At 47.8% G+C, this 25919-nt stretch carries 19 protein-coding genes, 1 tRNA gene and 1 pseudogene; 13 read left to right on the top strand and 8 right to left on the bottom strand.

Annotated features, from left to right (window positions below; genetic code table 11):
- On the top strand, window positions 1-565 hold a 565-nt coding region (locus AXFE_RS04010), incomplete at its 5' end, for a transposase (protein ID WP_160291722.1).
- A 697-nt stretch (window positions 566-1262) separates the two neighbouring features.
- Here AXFE_RS04010 and AXFE_RS04005 read toward each other — a convergent pair.
- Together AXFE_RS04005 and serA are read right to left on the bottom strand one after the other, a co-directional pair.
- A complete protein-coding gene (locus AXFE_RS04005) occupies window positions 1263-2813 on the bottom strand; it encodes a 2-isopropylmalate synthase (RefSeq protein ID WP_052604598.1) in 1551 nt (516 codons plus the stop codon).
- 1155 nt (window positions 2814-3968) lie between these two features.
- Window positions 3969-5534: a phosphoglycerate dehydrogenase gene (serA, locus tag AXFE_RS03995; RefSeq protein WP_052604601.1), complete on the bottom strand. Its 1566-nt coding sequence runs from the start codon at window positions 5532-5534 to the stop codon at window positions 3969-3971.
- Between the two features lie 190 nt (window positions 5535-5724).
- Between serA and AXFE_RS03990 the strand changes: the two genes are divergently transcribed.
- Entirely contained in the window at window positions 5725-6717 is a 993-nt protein-coding gene (locus AXFE_RS03990; protein WP_052604596.1) for an NAD(P)/FAD-dependent oxidoreductase, read from the top strand.
- A 550-nt stretch (window positions 6718-7267) separates the two neighbouring features.
- Here AXFE_RS03990 and AXFE_RS03980 read toward each other — a convergent pair.
- Window positions 7268-8482 carry a pyridoxal phosphate-dependent aminotransferase gene (locus AXFE_RS03980; protein WP_052604594.1) on the bottom strand — a complete coding sequence of 405 codons (1215 nt, stop codon included), beginning with the start codon at window positions 8480-8482 and terminating at the stop codon, window positions 7268-7270.
- A 34-nt stretch (window positions 8483-8516) separates the two neighbouring features.
- Between AXFE_RS03980 and serC the strand changes: the two genes are divergently transcribed.
- Window positions 8517-9647, top strand: a complete 1131-nt coding sequence (gene serC, locus AXFE_RS03975) for a phosphoserine transaminase (protein ID WP_052604593.1) — start codon at window positions 8517-8519, stop codon at window positions 9645-9647.
- Window positions 9648-9649: 2 nt separating this feature from the next.
- Window positions 9650-10573 (top strand): DMT family transporter, encoded by a 924-nt coding sequence (locus tag AXFE_RS03970; RefSeq protein WP_052604592.1) that lies wholly within the window; start codon window positions 9650-9652, stop codon window positions 10571-10573.
- Here AXFE_RS03970 and leuD read toward each other — a convergent pair.
- Window positions 10542-11135, bottom strand: a complete 594-nt coding sequence (gene leuD / locus AXFE_RS03965; protein ID WP_052604591.1) for a 3-isopropylmalate dehydratase small subunit — start codon at window positions 11133-11135, stop codon at window positions 10542-10544. The genes AXFE_RS03970 and leuD overlap by 32 nt on opposite strands.
- A gap of 90 nt (window positions 11136-11225) precedes the next feature.
- Entirely contained in the window at window positions 11226-12635 is a 1410-nt protein-coding gene (leuC, locus tag AXFE_RS03960; RefSeq protein WP_052604590.1) for a 3-isopropylmalate dehydratase large subunit, read from the bottom strand.
- A gap of 537 nt (window positions 12636-13172) precedes the next feature.
- Between leuC and greA the strand changes: the two genes are divergently transcribed.
- The 7 genes from greA to AXFE_RS03925 all read left to right on the top strand — a co-directional run bounded on the left by greA (window position 13173) and on the right by AXFE_RS03925 (window position 20123).
- Entirely contained in the window at window positions 13173-13625 is a 453-nt protein-coding gene (gene greA, locus AXFE_RS03955; protein WP_235347569.1) for a transcription elongation factor GreA, read from the top strand.
- A 508-nt stretch (window positions 13626-14133) separates the two neighbouring features.
- Window positions 14134-15159 carry a 3-isopropylmalate dehydrogenase gene (locus AXFE_RS03950; protein ID WP_200891183.1) on the top strand — a complete coding sequence of 342 codons (1026 nt, stop codon included), beginning with the start codon at window positions 14134-14136 and terminating at the stop codon, window positions 15157-15159.
- Entirely contained in the window at window positions 15149-16072 is a 924-nt protein-coding gene (locus AXFE_RS03945) for a branched-chain amino acid transaminase (protein ID WP_052604588.1), read from the top strand. Before AXFE_RS03950 ends, AXFE_RS03945 begins: the two co-directional genes overlap by 11 nt.
- Entirely contained in the window at window positions 16062-17654 is a 1593-nt protein-coding gene (gene cimA / locus AXFE_RS03940) for a citramalate synthase (protein ID WP_052604587.1), read from the top strand. Before AXFE_RS03945 ends, cimA begins: the two co-directional genes overlap by 11 nt.
- Before the next feature lie 161 nt (window positions 17655-17815).
- Entirely contained in the window at window positions 17816-18334 is a 519-nt protein-coding gene (locus AXFE_RS03935) for a hypothetical protein (RefSeq protein WP_052604586.1), read from the top strand.
- 92 nt (window positions 18335-18426) lie between these two features.
- Window positions 18427-19902: an amidase family protein gene (locus tag AXFE_RS03930; RefSeq protein ID WP_052604585.1), complete on the top strand. Its 1476-nt coding sequence runs from the start codon at window positions 18427-18429 to the stop codon at window positions 19900-19902.
- A gap of 148 nt (window positions 19903-20050) precedes the next feature.
- Window positions 20051-20123, top strand: a tRNA-Arg gene (locus tag AXFE_RS03925).
- Window positions 20124-20305: 182 nt separating this feature from the next.
- Here the strand turns inward: AXFE_RS03925 and AXFE_RS20350 are convergent.
- Window positions 20306-22183: an IS1634 family transposase gene (locus AXFE_RS20350; protein WP_455423328.1), complete on the bottom strand. Its 1878-nt coding sequence runs from the start codon at window positions 22181-22183 to the stop codon at window positions 20306-20308.
- A gap of 143 nt (window positions 22184-22326) precedes the next feature.
- Here AXFE_RS20350 and AXFE_RS03915 point away from each other — a divergent pair, with 143 nt between their 5' ends.
- On the top strand, window positions 22327-23667 hold the full coding sequence (locus AXFE_RS03915) for an IS1380 family transposase (protein WP_052604583.1): 1341 nt from the start codon (window positions 22327-22329) through the stop codon (window positions 23665-23667).
- A gap of 115 nt (window positions 23668-23782) precedes the next feature.
- Here AXFE_RS03915 and AXFE_RS03910 read toward each other — a convergent pair whose 3' ends face one another.
- Entirely contained in the window at window positions 23783-24142 is a 360-nt protein-coding gene (locus AXFE_RS03910) for a hypothetical protein (RefSeq protein WP_052604582.1), read from the bottom strand.
- Window positions 24073-24288: a hypothetical protein gene (locus tag AXFE_RS19050; protein WP_152625847.1), complete on the bottom strand. Its 216-nt coding sequence runs from the start codon at window positions 24286-24288 to the stop codon at window positions 24073-24075. The genes AXFE_RS03910 and AXFE_RS19050 overlap by 70 nt, the downstream gene beginning before the upstream one ends.
- Window positions 24289-25434: 1146 nt before the next feature.
- Between AXFE_RS19050 and AXFE_RS03900 the strand changes: the two are divergent.
- Window positions 25435-25919 (top strand): annotated as a pseudogene (locus tag AXFE_RS03900) (IS1595-like element ISAxf1 family transposase); the annotation flags it as partial.

Here is a 25919-nt window from a genome sequence, read left to right as displayed (position 1 = left end):
GCTGGCCAACACTCGCCTTGATGAGGTGAGAAGAAGGGTACAACAGAACATCCTTGGTCACAGAGGCAGGGGTGGGGATCCCCTCTATCGCATCCGGCGACTCCTGACTATGGCCAAGGAGAGACTCACCGAGGGTGCCAACGCCAAACTTACTCACCTACTTGAACTAGGTGACCCAGACAACGAGGTAGCTACCGCATGGAGAGCCAAGGAGTCCTTACGAGAGCTCTATACCTATCGTGACCCAAAACTCGCTAGTGACCACCTCGATGCTCTTATCAGTGACTTCACCGACAACCAACGACCCCCCGAGGTCCAACTACTTGGGAGAACCTTGAAAAGCTGGCATGATGAGATCCTGGCCTGGCACACGTCCTTCGTGACCAATGGACCGACAGAGTCGATGAACAACCTCATTAAGCGGATTAAGCGCATCGCCTTTGGGATGACGAACTTTGCGAACTTTAGAATCAGAGCGCTCTTGGCGGCTGGTAAGCCTGACTGGTCACTACTAGCTACTGTTACCCCGGTGACAACGCAGATCTCTAGCGCACTTGGTTCGTAACAGGAACCAACCAACCCAATAAGTAAGACACCAGGGAGAACCCCCTTGGCCCCTCTTACCCGTTCACGGGTTGTGTAGCCTAGACCTCTCCGAATGACGGCTTCAATCTGGCCAATCACCTCAGAACGCTCAATAACTTGCCGATTCCTGGTCGATCTTGGTACCGGAATACCGCTTATTTCCGAAGATCCCTTTTTAAATAGTTTGTCTATGGTTTTTAGCCGTTGTAATGAGGGATCAAAAAGCCAGGTCTTGCCTAAGAGACCTAACGGATCGCAGGAGTGTAAAGGAGCTATATTGGCACTTCGAAAGCACATGCGTCTAAAGATATGAGCAATTGCCTTTGAGTACCTATCACACACATTCGAAGGCGTGTTCAATTACTGGGCGCGCTGGTAATTTGAGGTTACTTCAAAAGTCGAATCACCAAGAGTTGTGTAGATCTAATGATTCACGCGCTGTTTCGCGAAAGTGAGTAAGGAGGTCTCTATTGGCTAGTTGGCACTTTGATCTTTTAGAGTGACATGGGATAGAGACAGGGAAGTTTTTGGTCTGTGTCTGGCAGTCTATGTCTGGAAGACGACAACGAGCCAAGACTACCTTTGGTGTGGTCTTGGCTCGTAAGTTCAGGTTTCTACTCGGCCGCGGGTTTGGCCTTGAAGAGTGCTTTGGTCGATCCGAAAGTTTGTTGTTTGTCTTATGGTCCAACTTCTGGAGTAGTGGCCTTGCGGGCGTTAGCTCTTGCTAGGCGATTGACAGCATTTAGGTATGCCCGTGCAGATGCTTCTACCACATCAGTCGATATGCCTTTACCAGATACCTTGATTCCGTCGGATTCAAGTTGAACAACTACGTCGCCAATTGCATCGACGCCACCTGTGACTGAAGAGACGGAAAAGCCAATTAGGTTGGCCTTGGTTCCAGTAGCGAGCTGAATGGCTTTACCTGCTGCATCTATCATTCCGTTACCTTCGGACGAGGCCTCAACTTTGCCGTTTTCGCTAGAGAGAACGACCTTCGCTATTGGAGTCCCGACGGTACCACCGGAGACATGGAGCTCTTCAAGGCTATAAACGTCAGTCGCGACAGTCCCTAATTCTTCAGCGACGATGGCTTCAAGATCTGCTTCGGTGATATCGAGCTTTCGATCCGCGAGTTCCTTGAAACGCGCGAATGCGGCATTGAGGGCATCTCCAACTATTGTGATTCCCATCTTCGAGAGTGTGTCGGCAAACGCATGCCTTCCTGAATGCTTGCCGAGTACGATCTGCGAACCTTTTTGGCCAACCGACTCTGCGTCAATGATCTCGTATGTGCTTCGGTCCTTGAGAACGCCATGTTGGTGAATGCCAGACTCATGGGTAAAGGCATTTCGACCAACCACAGCCTTGTTGTACTGTAGTGGATATCCAGTTAGACGAGATACGAGCCTTGAGGTCCTTGCGATCTCCTCGGTTTTAACTTGACTATAAATTCCAGGAAATTGGTCGCCGCGTATCTTGAGTGCCATGACGACTTCTTCAAGTGCTGCATTGCCAGCGCGCTCTCCAAGTCCGTTTACACACACTTCAACCTGACGGGCTCCTGCTGCTACGCCAGCGAGAGAGTTGGCTGTCGCTAAGCCCAAATCGTTGTGGCAGTGCGTTGAAATTACATAGTCGCCGCTTACGTTTTTACGCACATAAGCTATCAGCGCACCAAAGTCCCATGGAATTCCATAACCAACCGTGTCTGGGACGTTGAGAGTATTCGCTCCTGAATCCACGGCTGCCTGAAGAACTTCGATCATAAAGTCCAGTGGCGTACGGGTAGCATCTTGAGGAGAGAACTCAACGTCGTTGGTGTGCTCTTTAGCCCTTGCTACGCCCGATCGGGTTTCGCTAAGTACTTGGGCTTCGTTCATCTTGAGCATATTCTCCATATGGACGGGTGACGTTGAGATGAAAACGTGAATGCGTGCTTGTTGAGCATGCTTTAGGGCTTCCCAGCATCTATCGACGTCCGAGAGATGGGTCCGTGAGAGTGCTGCGATTACAGGCCCTTGAATGCGTGATGCAATTAGGGATACAGCTTCGAAGTCACCCTGACTAGAAACGGGAAATCCTGCTTCGATATAATCGACGTTGAGCCTTGCTAGCTGTTCTGCAATCTCGAGTTTCTCTGTAGCGTCAAGTGAAATTCCTGGAGATTGTTCGCCGTCTCTCAAAGTCGTATCGAAGATTATCAGTTTTTCTGCATCTTGGCTCATTGCCGTATTCGCCTTTCGTTTTGTTTCAATTTCTTACCTAGTGCTAAACATTCACCAGAAAATAAAAAACCTCCGTGTTCAAAAACGAACACAGAGGCTGTAGCGGTGCTTCGATTGTCGAAGACCGCGCTCAGGTTAGGGATAGGAGATAAGAAAATTGGGAAACCATTAATGGCAATGATAGTCGAACTTTTTTATTCCTAGCGCTTGAATAGCACTTAGTTTATTAAAATATCTCGCTTCAAAGACAAGGAAATCGTAGCTTTGAGCCCTTTTATCGGATTTGACTCAAGGAGTCATGTCGAGGTTAGGTTGTTTTTTCGCGCTCGATTGAGTCAAATTCCTCGTCGCGATGGCAGCTGAGAAACGAGAGGTCATTTTGCAGGCTGGCTTTTTGATCGTTTGGATTTTTCTTTCGGACCAGATCTTAATTAGGCGCTAAATAATAGTTATTTTCCAAGGAGCGCCATGAAAGGGATTTTCATTGATGGCCATTGGCGCTTTGGAAACACTAAGGAGTGAGATCGGTGACTGATCTCTCTCCATGTGATTTTGAGTTCTAAATATTGCCATCGTGAGAGCACAGAAGTCGGTGTCTCTGATCGATCTTTGATGTTCGAGGTTGCTAAATAATTTTGTCACTAGATCCGGCTCTTTGCCATCCCTTTTGATGTGTGCAAAGCGGCAGCCATGAACTCGTTGGAAGATGCAATTCAAAAAGTACAGGCAAGGCACTTTAGATCTCATGTCGCTAGGCGATGTTTATTCGATGGGAGTTTTGGGTATGTGGTAGTGTTCATTTGCTAGGTATCAAATCCGATTAGGCCACACATGATGCGAAGACAAAGCGCTGTGGGCACAGAAGATTTAGGATAACCCAGAATTTAGCGAAACCTTCTGGTGGGCTATTGTTGTCGTTAGCTGGCCCGCTAAAGGTGAACTTAATCCAAGGGGTCGATAGAGGGGCCGGGAGTAGTCGGTGACACAATTTTGTGGAGGTGTTCGAGCTGTAATGTGGGCTCGGATCTCGAGTTATTTAGGATTAATTTAAGGCGTAGAAGGGGCCGTGGTACGACTTCTACGCCTTAAATTATGGTTACCTTTGTCAAGGTAGCAGTGATCGCTAAGTGGGACTCATGCGTCGCTGTTACCTTTTTAGCAGGAGACGCTTCGAGCGTATATGATTCCTGGAGCTGACTTTATCTGAGCAAGGATCTCGGCAGTGGGCTCAACGTTGGTCGAGAGAATCATTAGGGCGGTCTTGCCGTCATGTGATGGGCCTACAGCCATCGAAGAGATTGAATATCCGGCATTCCCGAGAATTGTCGCGACTACGCCGATCTTTCCAGGCTCATCGTCGTTGCGAACAACGAGCATATTTTGAGCAGGTGGAATTTCTACCCTATGGGAGTCAACTGCTACGATCCTTGGATCCTTATTTGGTCCAGTGACTGTGGCTGAAACGCTATGGCTGCCGCTAGAGAGTGTAAGTAGGCTAACGTAATCTTTTGCTTGTTCACTAAAGGACTCTTTCACCTCTAGACCACGCTCTTTTGCAAGTGCCGGAGCGTTTACATAAGAGACAGGTTCGTTGGTGCCAGCACCGAAGATTCCCTTGAGTGCAGATAGCGAGAGCAAACGAGTGTCTCCGCTTGCCAAAAGTCCCTGATACTCGATGGTAAGTGTATCAGGAAGACTACCTTCTAGGGTGGAGATGAATCGGCCTAGAGATTCAGCTAGGGGTAGGTATGCCTTTACATTTTCTGGAACTTCGGCGGCATTGACATTGACAGCAAAGGGAACGAAGTCTCCGGCAAGGGCAAGCTTCAATTGCTCAGCAATTGTGACGCCCGCTTTGTCTTGTGCCTCTGAGGTGCTCGCTCCAAGGTGTGGGGTGACAACCACATTTTTGAGAGTAAAGAGTGGTGATGTGGTGCAGGGCTCAGTTCCAAAGACATCTAAAGCAGCCCCTGCAATTCGGTTCTCAGAGAGTGCCTCAAATAGTGCATCCTCGTTTACGATTCCGCCTCGAGCAACATTGATCACTCGTGCGGTTGGCTTGGCCTTGGCGAGCATCTCCTTGCCTATGATTCCAATTGTCTCTTTGCTCTTTGGAAGGTGAATCGTTATGAAGTCAGATCGTTCCATGAGGCTATCGAGGTCTACTAACTCTACACCCATCTGACGAGCGCGATCGCTAGATACGTAGGGGTCATAGGCTATGAGCTTCATCCCAAAGGCTAAGGCTCGTTGGGCTACGAGTGCACCTATTCTGCCGAGTCCAACTACTCCCAAAACCTTGCCAAAGAGTTCGACCCCTTCCCACTTGGATCGTTCCCACTTACCTGCTACTAATGCCGAATGGGCCTGGGGAATGTTCCTTGCTTGAGCCAAGATGAGCGCCACTGTCAATTCCGCAGCGGAAAGGATATTTGATTGAGGTGCATTTACGACCATTACTCCACGTTTGGTCGAGTAATCTACGTCTACGTTATCCAAACCAATTCCGGCTCGTCCGACTACAAGAAGATCGCTCCCAGCGTCGATCACTTCGGCGGTTACCTTGGTGGCCGAGCGAATTATTAGTCCGGCTGCTCCTTTGATCGCCTCGAGAAGTTCTTGGGGCGAGAGTCTTAGTTGGATGTCTACTTCGTGGCCGTCTGCACGGAGCAGGTCGAGCCCGCTATCGGCTATTTCTTCGGTTACCAGTATTCTGGCCATCGTTCTCCTCAAAGCTATCGGGAAAATGGTAATTCGAATCTTATTTGAGACCGACATCAAGCATCGATTCTCTTATTGGAATTCGTACCCTCAAGCCTAGTTGTAGGCGCCAAAAATGTGGTGTTGCTCTTTTTGACCATCCATTTGAATCGCTGTGGCAATTCTAAGGCCCGTCGGCTAGCGTTTTTAGATGGCTCAAAACTCTGTGGATCTTGTTATTATTGGTGCTGGTCTATCGGGCTTAGTTGCGGCTTCTGAGCTTTCCGGAGATATTGATCTGGTTGTTGTGGATAAAGCGAGGTCTCCTGGTGGGCGGTTGGCTACTCGGCGAATCGGAGATGCGACTTTCGATCATGGGGCTCAATTTTTTACCGTACGCTCCCAGGAATTCGCCAATGAGGTCACCAAATGGAGTAATCGTTCCATCTCCAAGGTATGGACTTATGGTTTTCAGGGCGAGTCAGACGGTCACCCCCGATACATAGGAGTGCACGGAATGAACTCCATTGCTAAAGACTTAGCGACGGGGATTCGCATGGATCTTCAGAATGCCGTATCGTCTATTACATATGAGGACTCAAAGTTCCACATACATGGTCACCCACACGACTATTTTGCAAAGCAATTGGTAGTTGCAATCCCGTGCCCTTCGGCGATCGAGATAACTAAAGACCTGCCTTCATCAAGCGTCACGATAATTAGGGATAGTCTTGGCTTTATTGCTTATAACCCAACGATAAGTGGTCTATTTGTGATGATGGATGAGGGTGACTTTGGGCCGATCCAGCCTATTCAACGCCCTAATTCAAAGGTGAACTTCTTGGCGGACAATAAGCAAAAGGGGATATCTGCCAAAAATGCGCTGACTCTTCATTTAGGCGACGAGATCTCGCTCGAACTTTTTTACGGTAATTACTCTCAAGGAGAGATTGAATCAATTTTGAGGGAGAATTTATTTGAATTGATTGGCGAGGTTCCTATCTCCGAAATGCAAGTAAAGAGCTGGAGGTACGCCTCGCCGATATCGATCTATCCAGAAGCGGTTATGGATCTTGGCCGAATTGGAGGATCGGGAGCGCTTCCGTTGATATTTTCCGGTGATGGCTATGGAAGTTCAAAAGTCGAAGGTGCTTATCTGTCGGGATTGAGAGCAGCAGCGGCAGTAAGGGAATATCTTGGCTAATTTGCTTTAGCTTAGGTGTTGCATCTTTGGTTTTAGAATCGTTGATTTTAGGACAGTTGTCAATCGGCACCTAGCATTGATCTTAGTTGGTCTACGAGCCACCTGGATGAGCCACCTGAAAGTACGGGATGAAAGAACCACATGAAAGTGGATGCCTGCGACCCAAAGTTGTCTTGGTTGATAGGAGCGAGGGTTGATTGGCGGATAATATTTTGTAGAATTTGCCTAGGTGTTAGTGCTTGGGTTTTTAGTTTTGCAATACGGGACACCTTGGCAATTGCTGGTAAATACCTATTTAAGGGATATTTGGATGCAGATTCGGTTGGACGCCACACCTGCTTCAAAAACTCCTAGCTACAGAGGCTATTGCCGTATGGGCTTCGAATCGCATTCCAACCAGACAGGTCTATGGTGCTAGACAGTGCATGGGACTAGCACCGAGCAATTGGAGGCAAGTCCCATAGCAATAGTGCAGGGGCCTTGCTTTGAAAACTCGGATTTGGGTTGGTAATTCATGCTAGGCGAAGACCAATCCAAATCCGAAATTTATCTATTGGGCTGATTCGCTAACTAATTTAGCGATACGGGAGATGCCAATCTCAAGGTCATTGTCGGAGAGGGCATATGAAAGCCTAAAGTACCCCGGAGTTCCAAATGCTTCACCGGGAACAACTGCTACCTTTGCCTGATCTAGAATGACCGAGGCCAATTCGGACGTTGACGAAGGTCTAACTCCACCAAAGTCGCGACCTAAAAGTCCACTTACATCGGGATAGACATAAAAAGCACCCTTTGGTAGAGGGCAGTTAATTCCAGGTACCTCTGAGAGTAGGCTAGTTATTAGCTTTCGTCGTCGGTCAAAGGCCTCTCTCATGATGGATACAGGGCCTTGATCTCCAATTAGCGCCTCAATAGCTGCTCTTTGTGAGATGTTTGCAACGTTGGAAGTGGATTGAGATTGAAGATTGATTGCGGCAGCGACGATATCGGGCGCTCCAATCATCCAACCGACACGCCATCCGGTCATAGCGTAAGTCTTCGCGACACCGTTGACTATTACTATCTTGTCGAGGCCGCGCGGATCGTGGTTTGCAATTGATTCGGCTTTGATGCCGTCATAGGTTAGGTGCTCGTAGATCTCATCCGCCAAGATCCAAAGGTCTTTATCCGCGCAGAATTGAGCGATCTCCTTGGTCTCCTCTGGGCTATAAACACTACCTGTTGGGTTAGAAGGAGAGACGAAGAGGAATAATTTTGTACGAGGTGTGACATATTTCTCAATGGTTGCTGGCGATACCTTAAACTCTGATTCTAAGGTTGTTGGAACGGCGATAGGAGTTCCCCCAGCAAGCTTCACTGCCTCGGGGTAGGTCGTCCAATAGGGCTCAGGAATCAGCACTTCATCGCCTGGATCCAGGAGAGTTGCAAATGCGTTGTAGATGGCGTGCTTGCCTCCGTTGGTTACCAAAGTTTGATTTGTTGTGATCTCCACCTGGGAGTCGCGAGCTGTTTTTGTAACGATTGCTGCACGTAATTCCGGTAATCCAGCCGTTGGAGTATAACGATGATTTTTAACATCTGCACATGCTTTAGCTGCGGCCTCTACGATGGAAGCCGGAGTAGGAAAGTCTGGTTCTCCAGCGCCGAAACCGATGATGTCAACACCGGAGGCTTTGAGAGCTTTAGCTTTCGCGTCGATGGCTAGCGTCGCGGATTCGGCTACGGAGCCAATCCGTCGTGAGACCCTGGGCTTACCCTCTGACATCACATCTACCCCCTAAGGTGAGAACTGCGCAACTATGAGCGAGAAAAAAGTTAACACAGATATCCTAATCCCTTCGGAGCTGCTTCCTAAGGATGGTCGTTTCGGTTCTGGACCTTCTAAGGTTCGTCGAGAAGCCGTCGAAGCCCTCCTTGCACGTTCGGGCGACTTCTTGGGAACGTCGCATCGTCAAAAAACTGTAAAGTCTGTCGTCGGTGAGCTCCGCCGAGGACTCTCTGACCTCTTTATCCTTCCGGACGGTTATGAAGTCGTACTTGGCAATGGCGGCTCTACCTACTTTTGGGATACTGCCGTATTTTCATTGATTGAAAGAAAGAGCCAGCACCTATCTTTCGGCGAATTTTCGGCGAAATTTGCAGCCTCGGCAAAGGCTGCTCCCTTTATAGAAGATCCGATGATTATCAAGTCGGAGCCAGGCACCCATCCCGAGGCGGTCGCCGATTCATCTATCGACCTCTATGGACTTACTCACAACGAGACCTCCACTGGCGTGGCAATGACGATTAATCGACCGATTGGTGCTAAAGGTTTGGTCGCCGTCGACGCTACTTCCGGAGCCGCTGGTCTTGCGGTTGACCCGCTTGAGTTCGATTGTTATTATTTTGCGCCTCAAAAGGCATTTGCCTCAGATGGTGGCCTTTGGTTTGCGTTGATGTCGCCGGCTGCTGTCGAGCGTGTTGGTGAGATCAAAGCAAGTGGACGCTATATTCCTCCGGCATTGGATCTGAGTATTGCAATTGACAACTCTCGACTTGATCAAACCTATAACACACCAGCACTCGCGACGATCTTTCTTATGAACAACCAAGTTCAATGGATGTTGGCAAATGGTGGGATTGACTTTACGACCAAGAGGTGTGCAACCTCCTCAGCGACTTTATATAGCTGGGCTGAGGCATCTTCGTATGCTACTCCGTTTGTACAAGACGAAGAGATGCGATCCAAAGTTGTTGTGACAATTGATTTGGACGATGCTATCGATGCGACCGTGGTTGCAAGCACGCTCAGGAAGAATGGTGTCGTTGACACCGAGCCATACAGGAAGCTTGGTCGCAACCAGCTCCGAGTAGCGGTCTTTCCAGCCGTGGAGCCCGCAGATGTTGAAGCTCTGGTTGCTTGTATCGACTATGTGGTGGAGAATCTCTAAAAGTGAAGTTGAACCCCCGCCTCGAGCTCTTTTTGCTTGGGGGACTATGGGGGCTCTCCTACGTTCTTATCGAGGTCGGGCTGAGAGATTTCAGTCCGGCCGTGGTGGTATTTGGGAGGCTCCTAGGAGGCTCCCTTGTACTTTTAGTCGCCTTGATCTTTTCAGAAAAGCCCTTCATAAAATCAGGAAGCAGACGAAAGTTCTGGCTTTTGATGCCGATCCAAGCTTTGGTTGCCTCTGCGCTTCCATACCTTGCAATCTCCTACGGTGAGACCAAGACATCGACTGCAATTGCTGGAATGCTAAATGCGGCGACGCCACTTTTTACAGTTGTTTTCGTCAAGTTGACGTCTTCGTCTGAGGTTGTAGGTCGACGTAAGGGCGTTGGTGTAGTCTTGGGGCTAGTCGGGGTCGCTCTAATACTGTCTCCTTGGAATTCAAACGGTAGCTCTAGTGCGCAACTTGTTGGAGACCTTGTCGTATTGTTGGCGTCAATCTCTTATGCCTTGGGCTTTGTCTATACCAAGAGATATCTAGGCGCTTTGAGTGCAACACCTATCATGGTGGCTTTCGCCCAAATCTCCATTGCCGGTGCAATTTCGATTCTCTACTTACCCTTCTTTCACGCCCCTCGGCATCCGAGTGGATCAGCGGTTGAGGGATTTTTGGCTATAGTAGTTTTAGGTTTTGTCCAAACCGGTCTTGCAACACTGATGTACCATCGTGTTGTGCGAGAACTTGGCGCTACGGCTTCTTCGGTCGTCTCTTATATAGTCCCGCTTGTAGCCGTAGCGGCAGGAGTGGTGTTACTAGGCGACCACCTGTCTGGATCTTTTCTAGCCGGTGCTGGAGTGGTTTTGATCTCAGTCGTAATGGTCGCCGGTGGCTTTAAAGTTAAACGAGACGCGGCAACCAAGCTGCCCTAGAGTTTTCGTAGGTCGTAATGCGACCTTCGTTCTCCAATGTGATTCCAATATCGTCAAGGCCCTCTAAAAATCGATAGCGGGTAAAGTCATTCAGTGGAAAAGACTCTTTAATCCCTAGCTCATCGACGCTTACTTCGCGTGATTCTATGTTTACTTCGATTATCAAATTCGGGTTGGATACCGCAGCACTTTGAATCGTTGCAACTGTCTTTGCGTCCAGTACGACCGGTACCAATCCTGCTTTAGTCGAGTTGTTGAAGAATATATCACCAAAACGCGATGATATAACTGCACTAAACCCGTAGTCCGTCAGAGCCCAGACCGCATGTTCTCTGGATGATCCTGTTCCAAAATTGGGACCGGCAACCAAGATGGTTGCATTGGCGTATCGTGGATCGTTGAGAATAAAGGTCGGATCTTCTCGCCACTCTCCAAAGAGGCCGGCGCCAAAACCAGTTCGCTCGACCCGCTTGAGCCAATCGGAAGGGATAATTTGATCTGTGTCTACGTCGCTGCGTTCAAGAGGAAGCGCGCTTCCCGAAAAGACATTTATCTTTTTCACTCCTGTAAACCTCTCTTAATGCATAATTGTCGTTCCAGCTGTGTTTGATTTACCATCAAGCACAGCTGGAACTTTGGATAAATGATGAAATTAATTTTTCACTAGATCACTTGGAGCGCCAAAGTGGCCAAGTATTGCAGTAGCGGCGGCTACCTCTGGCGAGACTAGGTGGGTCCGACCTCCTTTTCCTTGGCGTCCCTCGAAGTTTCGATTCGAAGTTGACGCCGATCGCTCGCCGGGTGAGAGTTGGTCGGGGTTCATTCCAAGGCACATGGAGCACCCAGCTTCGCGCCATTCAAATCCAGCTTGGGAAAAGATTTTATCGAGGCCCTCAGCTTCTGCTTGAGCTTTTACGAGGTGAGATCCAGGAACGACCATAGCCCGCAGACTTGATTTGACGGTTCTTCCATCTACAACTGCAGCAGCAGCCCTTAGGTCTTCGATTCGTGAGTTTGTGCAAGATCCTATAAACACGGTATCTACTCGGATATCTTTGATAGCTGTTCCTGCTGTGAGACCCATGTAAGTGAGTGCTCGGGAGGCAGCCTCTTGGTTTGATGCTTCGGCGAAGGAGGCTGGATCGGGCACGATGCCATCGATTGGGGCTACTTGTGCTGGATTAGTGCCCCATGATACGAATGGTACGAGCTTTGTCGCATCTATGTGGACGACTTTGTCAAAGACTGCGTCGTCGTCGGTAGCCAAGGTCGACCAATATTGTATTGCGGCCTCTAAGTCATCGCCTTTGGGTGCATATGGACGTCCAGCAACATATTCAAAGGTAGTTTGGTCGGGTGCTATCATCCCCGCACGTGCGCCAGCTTCAATCGACATATTACAGATGGTCATACGAGCCTCCATTGAGAGTGCTCTAATTGCGGATCCGCGGTACTCTATGACGTAACCAATTCCGCCTCCGGTTCCAATGGTTCCGATGATCGCTAAGATCAGGTCCTTTGCGCTTACGCCGGGGGGAAGTTCCCCGTCCACTTCGATCGCCATGGTTCCAGGTCGAGATTGTGGCAGGGTCTGTGTTGCCAAAACATGTTCCACCTCGGAAGTCCCGATTCCAAAGGCTAATGCTCCAAAAGCACCATGGGTTGCGGTGTGACTATCACCACAGACGATAGTCATTCCTGGAAGCGTGAGACCTTTTTCTGGTCCAATTACGTGGACAATACCTTGATTTTTATTGCCCATCGGATATAGGGTTATGCCGAATTCGTCGCAGTTTGAGCTCAGCACCTCTAATTGCCGCCTAGAGATGGGATCAGCCACCGGTTTGTCTATATCTTTAGTTGGGACATTATGGTCAGCGGTTGCCACTGTTAGGTCCGGCCTTCTTGGCTTTCTGCCGGCAAGTCTAAGACCGTCGAAAGCCTGCGGAGAGGTTACCTCATGTATTAGGTGGAGATCGATATAGAGTAAGTCGGGACTTTCTTCGCCACTATGGACCAAGTGTGCATCCCATACCTTTTCAGATAGAGTCTTTCCAGTCAATTCGACCTTCCTTAAAACTACGGTGTATGTGTAAGTGCTCAAGCCGAAACACTTTTCTTAGAGATGCTAGCGATGGACTAACATCGTTTTGGTTCTGCCAATGCCCCACTAGGCGGTACTATATGGGACTCGATGACAAGAAAACCTATCAAAGTGTTCGACACGCGGGCCTTGCTCAACGATTTTGTTTGTATAAAGACTACATCGAATGAGATGATCCGGCCATAGTGATTCTCTCAAAAGATTTTCACGGCGAGAAAAGCCCCAGATGTGTCGAGGAAATAGCGATGACCTTGGATGTTCTGTCCTTTTGCAAGTATCCAGAGTCCATGGATTTTAGAGGGTGACTTCGATGGCCCATAGCTGTGGGGATATGGCTCTTGTGAAAGTCTGATGGGACTGGTAAGAACTTGGTCCATCGCGAGGTCTTCCTCGAGAGCTCTTGCTGGCTGCTGGTGGTGTTTTGGCCTAAGGCATCTTTTGGTTTCAATCCTGTTTCGCTAAATGTCGGCTAGCGTTAATTATGTGGCTCAAACATTGACAAGACAAGCATATGAACGGCTCCTAGCAGAGCGCGACGAGCTATCGACACGTGGTCGTATTGAAATAGCAAAAGTTATAGAAGATGCTAGGGCATTGGGCGATCTACGTGAAAATGGGGATTACCATGCGGCTAAAGATACCCAAGGGAAGATGGAAGCTCGAATTCGATTGATCGATTCCATCCTTGAGGATGCCATAATTATCGATGATGAAGCTGTCTTTGACGTTGTCGGTATCGGATGCGTGCTCACCTTGCGGTACGTTGGAGATGAAGATACGGAGTCCTATTTTTATGGATCAATTGAAGAAAAGAGACCAGGTCTAGCATCTTTGTCTCCAAGCAGTCCATTGGGTAAAGTACTTCAGGGCAAACAAAAGGGAAGTGTTGTCACCTATCAGGCTCCTGGTGGAACGCTTGAGGTGGAGATTGTGGATATTGGATCTTAGGCTGGCGTAAAGCGACTTTTGAAGTGCGGTGTCGGTCTTTCCGGTCGGCTAAGTCGGTTTATCTAAGTCGGTTTATCTGCCTATCGAAGCCATTATCTATTTATCTGACGCATGGAAAGCAGTTGCATTGACCGTTTTTAGTTGCTTTTTACAATTTTCCCATTGACTTTGCCTTTGGGAGTATTGCAATGAATGGCCGTCAAAGGGAAAATTTTAGATTTTGCCTTAAAAATTCTTGAATTCCCAATGGGGCTAAGTGGACTTGGCTATCTTGTCCTGCTAATGTTTACCTATTATAAATCTCTCCCTAATAAGGAATGTGGTCTTAGTGGTCACTATATTTGCACGATTCGTAGTAATTATTTGAACGCTTGTGGCTCAGTATCGCTGAGGTGCAAGCGTTAGAGGCCGGTCACAAACGTGGGCGGTCTTTTTTATTGGTATAGCTACGAATGGACGTGGGGATCTTCTGGACCATCGGTGTGCTCTTCAAAGAATGGACTTTTGCATGTATAACATTGCGCTTATTGGTGGGGACGGTATCGGCCCCGAAGTTGTGGAACAAGCGATGAAGGTAATTGACGCTACTGGCGTCAAGACTTCAAGTACTTCATATAACCTTGGAGCGTCGCGATATATTCGGACCAAAGAGGTACTTCCAGATTCGGTTTTAGATGAGTTGCGCACTTTTGATGCGATTCTTCTTGGGGCCGTTGGGCCTGCAATTGGCTCAAAAGAGGTTCCGTCTGGAACTCTCGAGCGCGGTCTTTTGCTGAAGTTGCGTTTCGAATTGGATCTTTATATCAATTTGAGACCGTTTGTGACGCCTCCAAGTGGTGCCAATCCAGCCTTCGAGACGGTTGACTTTGTAGTGATTCGAGAAAATACCGAGGGTACTTATGCTGGCGAAGGCGGTTTTCTTCGAAAGGGCACACCAAATGAAGTTGCCACTCAGGGTTCGGTAAACACTCGTTTTGGTGTTGAGAGGGCGATCCGCTTTGCATTTGAGTTGGCGAATTCGCGCCCTGCGAAGAACCTTACTCTGGTTCATAAGACAAATGTTTTGACTTTTTCTGGAGATCTTTGGCAACGAACCTTCGATGCTGTGGCGCTGGAGTTCCTTGGCGTTTCCACCTCCTATAATCACGTTGACGCTGCCTGTATCTACATGGTTGAGTCTCCAAGTCGTTATGACGTTATCGTAACCGATAACCTTTTTGGAGATATCTTGACCGACTTGGCTGGAGCTATCTCTGGAGGCATAGGACATGCCGCTTCAGCTAACTTGAATCCTGCTCGTACCGGTCCTTCTTTGTTTGAGCCTGTCCATGGTGCGGCTCATGACATAGTGGGAACTGGCAAGGCGAATCCAATTGCGGCAATTCGCTCGGGAGCGTTGATGCTTGACTTTCTCGGTGAGAGCCAAGGCGCCAATAAGATTTTTTCAGTACTTTCAGATTTTGCGCCAGAAAGTGGCGCCACTACATCTCAAATTGGGGATGCGATAGCAGAGAGGGTTTCAAATGCCAATTGAAAAGAGCAAGTTTATATGGATGAACGGTGAGATGGTCGGATGGGATGAAGCAAACGTTCATGTCCTAACTCACGGATTGCACTACGGTTCCGGTGTGTTTGAAGGCATCAGGGCCTATCAAACTCCTAATGGCCCTGCGGTCTTCCGCCTGAACGACCATGTGAATCGTCTCTTTGAATCTGCCCATATCTTTATGATTGACATTCCATTTTCTACCGAGACGATAACCGAAGCGATCAAAGCTATCGTGCGCGAGAATAATTTAGAGGAGTGCTACATTCGACCAATCGTCTACCTGGGCTATGGCGAGATGGGCCTAAATCCTCTTACTTGTAAGGCGGATGTTTCGGTTGCTGCATGGAAGTGGGGGACATACCTAGGTGAAGATGGTGTCACCAAGGGGATTCGCTTGAAAGTGAGTTCCTGGGTGCGACATAACCCGAACTCTCTTCCTCCAGCGGCCAAGGGAACTGGTATGTATATGAACTCTTCCCTCGCAAAGGTTGAAGCGGTAAAGGCCGGCTACGACGAGGCGATTTTGCTCTCTCCTCAGGGCTATGTCTCTGAGTGCACAGGTGAGAACGTCTTTGTAGTGCGCAAAGGGAGAGTTTTCACACCTCCAACTTCTGCTGGTGCGCTTGAGGGTATTACTCAATCGACGGTAAGTGCTCTGGCGCAAGAGTTGGGCTACAAGGTCGAGGTCGAAAACATTCTTCGCTCAGACCTTTACACTGCGCAAGAGATCTTTGTCTGTGGAACCGCCGCAGAAGTTACCCCAGCAGTTTCGGTCGACGATCGTATGGTGGGCGACGGTAAGCCCGGAGTGTTTACGAAAGCCATTCAGGCCGCCTATTATGCTGCGGTCCACGGCGAGAACGACAGACACCCAGAGTGGCTTGACTATGTCGGCTGAGATTGACTTTGCGGTTCCTGAGAGCGTAGAGATCTACGATACGACACTTCGTGATGGCTCGCAACAAGAGGGAATCTCATTAACTGTCGATGATAAGCTTCGAGTCGCAGAGGCCCTAGATGGCCTTGGGGTGAAATATATCGAAGGGGGTTGGCCTGGGGCCAACCCTAAAGATATCGAGTTCTTTCATCGTGCTCCGCGGGAGATTCGCTTTGGGAATGCAACTCTCGTGGCATTCGGGTCAACTATGAGACCAGGCGGTGACGTTAATAGCGATGATACCCTAAGGAATATGTTGGATGCTAATACCGAAGCGGTATGCATGGTAGCTAAGTCTTGGGACTATCACGTAAAAGAGGCGCTTCGAACTACTTTGGACGAGGCGCTACGTATGGCGGAAGAGTCCGTTCGCTACCTAGTGGAGCGCGATCGACGGGTGTTTTTCGATGCAGAGCATTTTTTTGATGGATATAAAAATAATCCACAATTTGCGATGGCGGTTTTAAGAGCTGCTCAAAATGGTGGTGCCTCCACCTTGGTTTTATGTGATACCAATGGAGGATCCTTGCCATTTGAAGTTGAACGGATCGTGCGGGAAGTGAAATCTAGCTTTCCTACACAGATTGGCGTTCATTTTCACAATGATTCTGGATGTGCTACGGCAAATGCGCTCACCTCAGTTGGCCTTGGAGCTACCCACGTCCAGGGCTGCATAAATGGTTATGGAGAAAGAACTGGCAATACCGATCTGTCGGTAGCAATCCCTAACCTAACTCTAAAGATGGGCATCGAGACGATCCCGCGTGAGAAGATAGCAATTATTACATCGGTTTCACGCCACTTGGCTGAAGTCATAAATATCGCGACTGATCCTCAGAAGCCTTACGTTGGAACCTCGTCGTTTACACATAAGGCCGGCCTTCATGTCAGTGCTATAGCACGACGAAAGGACGCATACGAGCACATCGCTCCAGAGCTGGTAGGCAATGGAACGAGATTTGTGGTTTCAGAGATGGCAGGTCGTTCGACCGTAGCTATCAAGGCTAGCGAATTAGGGATAGATCTCACTAAAGAGCAGATCGCCACTGTTCTTGAGCACCTAAAGACCTTGGAGCACCAAGGTTTTCATTTTGAGACAGCAGATGGTTCGATGGAACTACTTTTGCGAAGGGCGACCGGCTGGAATCAAAACTTCTTTGAGGTCGAGTCCTTTAGAGTAATTGACGATTTTAGGGATAATTCAGAACAACTTACTGAGGCAACTGTAAAACTTTGGGCAAACGGAGAGAGACTTATTGCCACCGGTGAAGGAAACGGTCCTGTGAATGCCTTGGATGGTGCGCTGCGAAGGGCATTGACTCCGCTTTACTCGGGATTGAACTCGATACATTTGACCGACTTTAAAGTTCGAGTTTTGGATTCAAGCAGCGGAACCGGAGCCAAGGTTCGTGTTTTAATCGATTCATCGGATGAAGTGGGATCTTGGACCACAATTGGGGTTTCGCCAAATGTAATCGATGCCTCCTGGCAGGCTCTGGTTGATTCAATTGTCATTGGCTTGTTAAGGACTCAGCAAGGGTAGCTCTTTTTATCTATCACTTGGGACTAAGTCTCGATCAGTGTTTTGACAGCTTGAGGCTATGATCTTCGATTTAAAATGAGACAAATCGGTTGTCGGTTTGCGAGCTGCAGTTAAAGCAGTTAGCCTTGTAGATTGTTATTTGATTCGATGAAGAGGTTTTAGTGACTCAGCCAGATTACGTTCCCGTCGCTTCTGGAACACAATTGAGAAAATTTGATGAGCTATCTAACCCTGGAAGCTGGATGAGCGATCGTGTGGCAGAACTCCCTCCAAATCCTCATTCCGCAGTAGAGCAGGGAGTTCTTCTGGGTACACCAGGTCCTGATAGTGGTTTTGCTATAAAGTTGGCAAGATACGAACTGGCCAAAATTTCCTTGGATGAAAATGAGCATCATGAAGATGTGGAAAAGGCCGTTACTTCAGTTGCCATCAAGCGTTCAGCACTTTACTCGAGAGCTCCGGTTATTCACGATGTCAGGTTTGCCCTAAAACTATTTGGCTATGGAGAGGAACTTTCTCCACCAGTGGAGCTTGTTGAATTTCGAAAGAAGGCTTTTTCCGGGGTGGCTCACGACTATTTCAAAGTGCGTCGCCTTTTGGACCTAATTCCAGTTGCAACTCTATCTCTATCTGTCGATGAGATAGATGTCGCTAAATGGGATCAGTACCTTCTCTCTTGAGCTTGATTCGCCTACCTCTTTCCAAGTCGTAATCTCTAATAGTCGGTGGATTTCGAAGGTATATTGTATGAAACTTGCTAGAGTGACCGCTTGTGGAGTCAAGATTTGAGATTAGTAGTGCTTCTGTCGCAGAGATCCGAAGAAGTATTGAAGCGAAAGTGATCTCATACGATGAGGCGCTTTCGACTGCTTTTGATCGGATGGGACAACTTGATAAAGAAGGACCGAAATTAAATGCCCTTTTATCTCTTGTTGAAGTTGATGAAGTTCATCTTCAACAAGAGAGATCGAAGCCTCTTAGCGGAATTGCATTTTTAGCAAAAGATAATATTGATACCCAAGACCTTCCTACGACGGCCGGTTCGCTAGCCTTTGAGGGTTTGCCGGCCTCTAGCGATGCTCCAATTATTACCTTGATGCGGTCGCTGGGGGCCACTTTGATTGGAAAGACCAATCTTTCTGAGTGGTCAAACTTCAGAGGCATCTACTCGGCTAGTGGCTGGTCGGGTGTTGGGGGTCAGACTCGAAACCCTCACAGACTCGATCGTAGCCCGGGTGGGTCATCTTCTGGATCTGCAGTTGCGGTCGCAGCTGGGTATGTGCCGATTGCTCTCGGAACTGAAACCGACGGATCTATTATTTGTCCGGCATCGGTCAATGGCGTGGTGGGCTTTAAGCCCACCCATGGGATCTTGCCGACAGAAGGCGTAGTGCCTATTTCTCGAACTCAGGACACCCTCGGCATCTTCGCTCGCTCAGTTTTGGATGTAGAGATTGTCTATAGTGCGTTGATCGATAAGTTGGGTAAGGGAGCGCTCTTTGGCGAAGGTAGTGCAAGCACGAATTTGTCGGCCAGACCACAACCCACACCATTTCGAATAGGCGTGCCTAGAGCAGGGTTTTTTGGATATAGTCCAAAGTCAGACCTGGTATTTGAGGATGTGCTTATTGCACTAGGCGAGGCCGGAATTCTTGTGATAGACGATATCGCAACCCGAGCAGGAAGCGATCTTTCGTTCAACATTGGCCATGAGTTGTTGGTTTTGCGATGGGAGATGAAGCAAGAGCTCGGTAAATATTTGAGTGCAAGAGGTGTCGAGGGCCGTTCTAGCTTGGAGGAGATCGTCGACTTTAACAGAGATAATTCCTCGAGAGAGATGAGTTTTTTCGGGCAAGAACATTTTCTTGCCGCCTGTGAAATGGACGATTCCTACCGTAGCGATTACGAGGTTGCTCGCTCTACAAATTTGGGACATACTAGAGGTGAAATTCGCAAGACTCTAATCAATGGTGATGTGGATTTTTTGCTAGTTCCGTCTATGGGACCTGCGTGGCTTATTGATCATATTTGTGGAGACGTGATAGCAGGAAGTGGCTATTCGTTAGCTGCAATAGCGGGCCTCCCTTCCATCAACATTCCAATCGGAGATGTCTTTGGTCTTCCAGTTGGAATGACGCTTTTTGGTGACGCCTATAGTGACCTGCATCTACTTAGGGTAGCCTCGCGGATCCAGGAGATCTTGTCCCTGAAATTGTTGCCTGGATTTTCAACTTCATCGGGGCTTTAGTCTGGCATTTTTCTGGTGCCGCCGATCCTTTTTCGGTGAGTTTTTTTGTCTTTAGCAATTGGAGAGTGGTGACATGGCACCGAGAGTTCCATTCTTGATGAGTGTGCGCACTAAGTTGTCAATTCAACGATTAGGATATTTATCCGCTGCGCTCGTAGCTTAATGGATAGAGCATCTGACTACGGATCAGAAGGTTGGGGGTTCGACTCCCTCCGAGCGCGCGATCTTCCTCAATTGGCGATCCTGCCCTGTCGCTGATCTCATAGGGCGATAAATTTAAACCAATGTAAATCCTGACTTTTGCTAGGGATAATCGTTATGAGACTCTGTTCTTCCCAGCCCATCTTTCCGAAAATCAACCTATTCTCCCAGCTAGTTGAGTATGTGGTCTTACGTTGGGACACTACAAATGCGTCGCAATGGTCTTTATCCGTTTAAGGGGATCACTAACTCCTAAGAGACGGTAGATCTCTTTGTGAACCGGCTCAGAAACACCACTAGTGCGGATGTGATAGACAACGCCTTTATCTGATGTAAGAACTATGGTGGCTCGGCGGTGACTGTTGAGTTGCTCTTTGATGGTTGACCATCTTCTCTTATCGTTATTTTGTCTTAAGGTCAGCTCAATAGCACTAAGGAGGTGATAGGCAAGTACTGAGATGAAGAGGTGAGCAGCAGTTCGGCTAGCTAGTTGATGATAGACCGGTCGAAGTCCAAGATCACTCTTGAGGGATCTAAAGGCATCTTCTACTTTAGTGAGAGTCGTATAGATATTCCAGATCTCACCTGCATCTAGCTCGCTATGGCTGGTGTCTATGACGTAGGCTCCTTGGAGATTATCATCTTTGGCTTTAGTGGGTTTTTCTGTAATAGTGAGATTGATTACTTTGTCAAAGCGTCTCTTTTTGATGATCTTGCCATGGTCTTGATGATATTCAAGGGATATCTCGTATTTGGAAGCAATACTTGGGTACTTGGCCTTGATGCGTCCGATACGCTCTGAGACAACTGTGGTCTTAGATATAGAACCCTTTGTGATTGAGGTACTCAACGAAGTGATATCTACTAAGAATCTCTCATTAGCTTGACTAGAGATCGCTGATTCCTTCTTGGATCTCCCCAAAGAACGACACAACACCACGGTTGTGGTGTTGTTGTTGGTGGAAGAGGAGGAGGAGGAGGTGGAGGTGGCGTTAGTATCAGTGTCGGTGCTGCAGTTCTTGATGATATTGTCTTCAGTGTCGTTGCTGTCGCTCTTGATGATTTTGGTGTCGTTGCTGCTGTCGCCGTCGCTGATATTTTTGCCGGTATTCTTGCTGCTGTCGCCGTTGCTGCTGTCGCCGTTGCTGCTGTCGCTGTTGCTGATACTGTTGCTAGTGTTGCCGGAGGTGGTGTAACTGTTATTGTCGTCAGTGTCGGTGTCTTCTTCTAGCGTTTGCACTTGTCCTTGTACTTGTGTTTGCACTAGCCCTTGTACTTGTGTTCTCACTCGCCCTTGTGGCTTTTGTGGTTCCACTTGCAGCTTTTTCACCAGCACAGGGGATCCTTGGGCATCGTAGATCTCGGTGAAGCCTTCCATCTCCATGAAATGGCTTCGATAGAGGCTCTTTTTGTTAGCTCTCTCAATTACTACGTAGTTGAGATTGCGCTTAATAAGAAGTTCTAGGTTTGCCTTGGTAGCAATTCCCCTATCCATCACAATGGTAGGAACAACATCCCCAAAGAGAGATCCATCCGATAGAGACTCCAAGGCATCAAGTACGCTAATGAGAGTTCTAGGCTCAGAGGTATTGCCCTCATGTATCTCTGAGTAGATGGGTAGTCCCCGGTGATCAACAAGTAGTGCCAGAGAAACTAATGTGCAATCAAAACGCTTCTCTTTGGAATGTCCATGTTTAGCTAGGGAGTTCCCCTTAGTAGAACCTTCGAAGTAGGTGTTAGTGAGATCAAAGAGAAAGAGCCTGGTATTCGTCCTAAAGAGATCAGAGCTAGCTCTATAGAGTGCTGGCTCTATGACGCCTTTAGCGTCATAGAGCTTATCTGCAATTGCATAGACCTTATCCTTGTGAAACTTAGAGAGATCGATACCACATATCTCAGGTAATGAAGAGTTGGAGTTGATATACGAATAGGTCTTTCGATCAGATCCAGGATGAATAAGACGAGCTATTATCGTTGCCTTGGCAATACCAAGAGATTCACCCGATAGACCTGCACTCTCTAGGATCTTATCGAAGCTAAGAGCTTCATAGAACGAGTTTCCTATGAGTTCTGGACCGATACTTCTACTATTGATAGTCTAAGCCTGGATCCACCGAAAATTTAGCCGATCGACTTTGATTTAGACATAGAAAAGGTGCTCTGAACTGGTAAACTTTAGGTTGTAATAGTCAAAAAACAACCAGTTCAAGGAGCACCTTTTAGATGCGAGCATCTACTAGTGCTTTAGAGTGTTTGATAGTCACCTTTGACGATTCGAACGCAGTTTCCAACAGTGGGTTAATACTCCCTATCACCCTTGCTGAGAGACTTGGCCTTAGGGATCTCTTTGATTCTCACATTGACCTAGAGGATCGTCCTGGACGAGCAAATGTTGGCAGAAAAGCTATGGCTATCGTCGCATCTATTTTGGCCGGTGGTGATTGCATTGATGACACTGCAATCCTTCGAAGCCCAAATGCACAAGTTATCCTTGGTCAGATAATGCCAGCACCATCCACTCTTGGTGTCTTCTTGCGTAGTTTTGAGACCAGTGACATCGCAGATGTTGAACGAGTTGCAGCTTTGTTGCTAAAACGAGCCTGGCTAGCTGGAGCAGGTCCAGGTGATGAGTCACTCACCATTGATGTTGATTCCACAATATGTCAGGTATATGGAAACAAAAAAGAAGGAGCTTACTTTGGTTATACCAAAGTAAGGGGGTATCACCCACTAGTAGCAGCAGTTGGTAAAACAGGTGACATTCTTGGAATAGTGACACGTGAAGGCAATGCCAATACCGCTCGTGGTGCCGGGGAGTTTGTAACCCAGGTAATCAACAATGCCAGAGCCGCCGGAGCAACTGGTGAAATAACCATGCGTTTTGACTCTGGGTTCTACTCAAGAGCCGTTAGAGACGCAGCTAGTGCGGGTGATGTTCGCTTTTCTATTACAACACGGATGTCCAAGAGACTAAAAGGTATCATCTCCGATATCCAAGAGGATGCCTGGACTTCAATTCCCTACTGGCTTGAAGGTGGAGCTGATGTAGCAGAAGTGAAATATCGCGCATTTGCAAGAGATAGACAAGACGTTCGTCTTATCGTACGAAGGGTCAAGCCTACTCCCGGGTCTCAGCTGGCACTATTTAGTGACTATGACTATCACGCATTTATTACCGATCGACAAGGCGAAACGCTTTTCCTTGAGGCTGATCACCGAGCACATGCCCAGATCGAACTAGTCATCAAGGATCTCAAAGGAGGTTCTAGATGGAATCATGTTCCATCCAGATGCATGAACGCTAATGCCGTTTGGTTGGCTCTGGTCTGGTTAGCCATTGGTGCAATTGCACACAACCTGGCACGGTTCACTGCACAAATAGGTGCTATTGCAGAAACTGTTATCACCACACCAAAGCTTCGACGGTGTTACTTTCAGATCGCAGGACATATCACTCGTTCAGCTAGAAAAGTAATACTCCATCTTGAAGAACACTGGCACTATAAGGATAAGTTCTTAGAAGCTCTTGATCGGATCAGAAAGTTTGAGATCGCCATCACCTGAACATCTGGTTACCTAACACACTGAATATTACTTGAAGGAACTGCTCTAGAAGACAAGGGATTAGGTCACTATGGCCAAAATGAGATTTCAGAATCTCAAAAATGACCAAACAGGCTCAACCACAAAGGGAATAGGTCATATTTGGCTCTCTGAAACCAGATTTAAGCCATAGACCCTCCGTCAAACCTAAATCAGTTCCGAAAAACCGACTCAGAGTCACACCGAAGGGCTCAAGCTGGTCCATTTCTGTGGATTCAGGCTTAGCACTAGAGAGATCCACCATCTCAAGGTCAGCCTCAGTAGTTCTTGTTTCTTTAGCGGCTGCAACTTCGGAACGAATTGCATACTTGGTGATTGCCAGATCTGCGTATCTGGCAATAATAGGATCTGATTCAAAGAGTGAGGTTACTCCAGAGAGTCCCAGGTAATAGCATTGGCTATAGCATTGGCTATAGCATTGGCCAGAGCTGGCCACAATGACTTATCCAGGTCCAGTTCGGTCAAGGTCATTACTATACGTTGACGGGGACCTTTTTCACAGCGGTAGGACTCAACGAGTTGGTACTTACTGTAGCTAACGCCGGTCTTTTTATTAACTGTTGGAGTTTCACGGATAAACACAACAAGACAATAGCACCATGTCAGAGCTAATGCAAGTCATAATCAAAACTACTCAAAAATTAGGACACTACATTCGCGACCCAAAAAGATCTAATACCCATCTACCAGGGAATCTATAAATCACACAAGCCGAAAATCGCCCAAAATCCCCTCAAAAGGGGCCAATTGGGGCGATTTTTCGGGAATTCTGCGAAAGATGGGTTGGGTCCGCATCGCAGCAATAAGAGATCCTTGGTCTAAATCGCTACGCATGAGGTCAGGCGGGTAGGATGCAATCGGAGCAGTCGGATCCGACACCGTCGTTGTCATTTTGAATGCCCTGGAGTTGATCCAGTTAGGCTGACTTGTTTCATTCATAGAGCGTACGTAGTGTTTAGAATTTCGAATCACCCTTCCTGTACCAAATGGCGACGATCCTATGTGGTACATAGATACCCTTCGACTCTTTGTGAATGAAGAGAATCATCGAATTGAACTCTAAGCTGCAAACCCGAACTAGAGAAACTCTCTCCTCTGGTTATCGATAGCATCCAGTTGGAGAGAGTTCGAGGCGTCAGGTCATCCATACAATCTCCACTTTTGCACAAGTTCTCTCCATCGGTGCGCGTCGTTCCTGTTCGTTACGTGGCTGACATAGGCCGCTGTCGTAATCAAGGGGCATTGTCTTTTTGCGGTTTTGCCGTCTCACGCGTGCGTATAATTAGTTCTCGATCGTCACCGAAACTAAGGTGATCGTCACCGATACTTGACACTGTCTCCATTTGCTTTCGTTGGTCGCGTCCCTAGCGATACAGTGAATCTTCGACGTTTGTGAACTCTAAAGATACCTACTTCTTTTACGCTACGAACAGAATCAATTACCTAAGTGGCCGCCGTTTCCTTCAACTTTAATGAGGAGCTTCTTATGTCGATTACCATAGTGACACCTGATAATTCGCACCGTCTGCTCAATTTCTAGGTGTCTGCTAAATCTGAGTAACCTCAAAAGGAACAATTGGGCAGACACCTAGCAGATGCCCGACGCACATTGACGCTAAGTGCTTAGAAGCTTTTATACATACTTATCAAGTTTCGTAAGTTTCGCCTCCACCGAGACCAGATTGGAGCTAATCTTTAGTAGAACAGATGTTCGATAAAGGAGGCATGGTGGATATCTCAGGCTTTATGGTACGCTTCGCTTCAGAGGAAGCATGTGAAGATCATTTGATCAAATTGCGGTGGAAAGAGGGATTTAGATGCCCAAAGTGTGACTCTGACCAGTTTACCTTAATCAGGCCAAACCATCGAAGAAATGCAGCATCTCGAGCTCCACTTTTTCAATGTAAATCTTGTCACCGTCAAACTAGCGTTACCTCCGGAACCATCTTCCATCGAAGCCATATCTCTTTATCCAAGTGGTTCTCCGCTATCTATCTATTGTCCAACGACAAGCGTGGTCTTTCGGCTACTACCATTGCTAAATTCGTTCAAGTATCTTATTCGACTGGCTGGTTGATGCTAAATAAGCTACGAAAAGCAATGGCTGACCGAAATGGTTTATATAAACTTGGAGGAAACGTCCAGGTAGATGAGTTCTTTTTAGGTGGTGAGAGCCATGGCGAAGGCAGAAGAGGAAAGGGAACAAAACAAAC

It is taken from the genome of Acidithrix ferrooxidans (genome assembly GCF_000949295.1).
Classification (GTDB): domain Bacteria; phylum Actinomycetota; class Acidimicrobiia; order Acidimicrobiales; family Acidimicrobiaceae; genus Acidithrix; species Acidithrix ferrooxidans.
The sequence above is the reverse complement of the archived record's forward strand: the minus strand, read 5'-3'. Positions and strand labels throughout refer to the sequence as shown.

Excerpts from the sequence above, each read along its gene's own strand:
- AXFE_RS04005 (WP_052604598.1), bottom strand. The coding sequence starts at position 2,813 with ATGAGCCAAGATGCAGAAAAACTGATAATCTTCGATACGACTTTGAGA.
- serA (WP_052604601.1), bottom strand. The coding sequence starts at position 5,534 with ATGGCCAGAATACTGGTAACCGAAGAAATAGCCGATAGCGGGCTCGAC.
- AXFE_RS03990 (WP_052604596.1), top strand. The coding sequence starts at position 5,725 with ATGGCTCAAAACTCTGTGGATCTTGTTATTATTGGTGCTGGTCTATCG.
- AXFE_RS03980 (WP_052604594.1), bottom strand. The coding sequence starts at position 8,482 with ATGTCAGAGGGTAAGCCCAGGGTCTCACGACGGATTGGCTCCGTAGCC.
- serC (WP_052604593.1), top strand. The coding sequence starts at position 8,517 with ATGAGCGAGAAAAAAGTTAACACAGATATCCTAATCCCTTCGGAGCTG.
- AXFE_RS03950 (WP_200891183.1), top strand. The coding sequence starts at position 14,134 with ATGTATAACATTGCGCTTATTGGTGGGGACGGTATCGGCCCCGAAGTT.
- AXFE_RS03945 (WP_052604588.1), top strand. The coding sequence starts at position 15,149 with ATGCCAATTGAAAAGAGCAAGTTTATATGGATGAACGGTGAGATGGTC.
- cimA (WP_052604587.1), top strand. The coding sequence starts at position 16,062 with ATGTCGGCTGAGATTGACTTTGCGGTTCCTGAGAGCGTAGAGATCTAC.
- AXFE_RS03915 (WP_052604583.1), top strand. The coding sequence starts at position 22,327 with ATGCGAGCATCTACTAGTGCTTTAGAGTGTTTGATAGTCACCTTTGAC.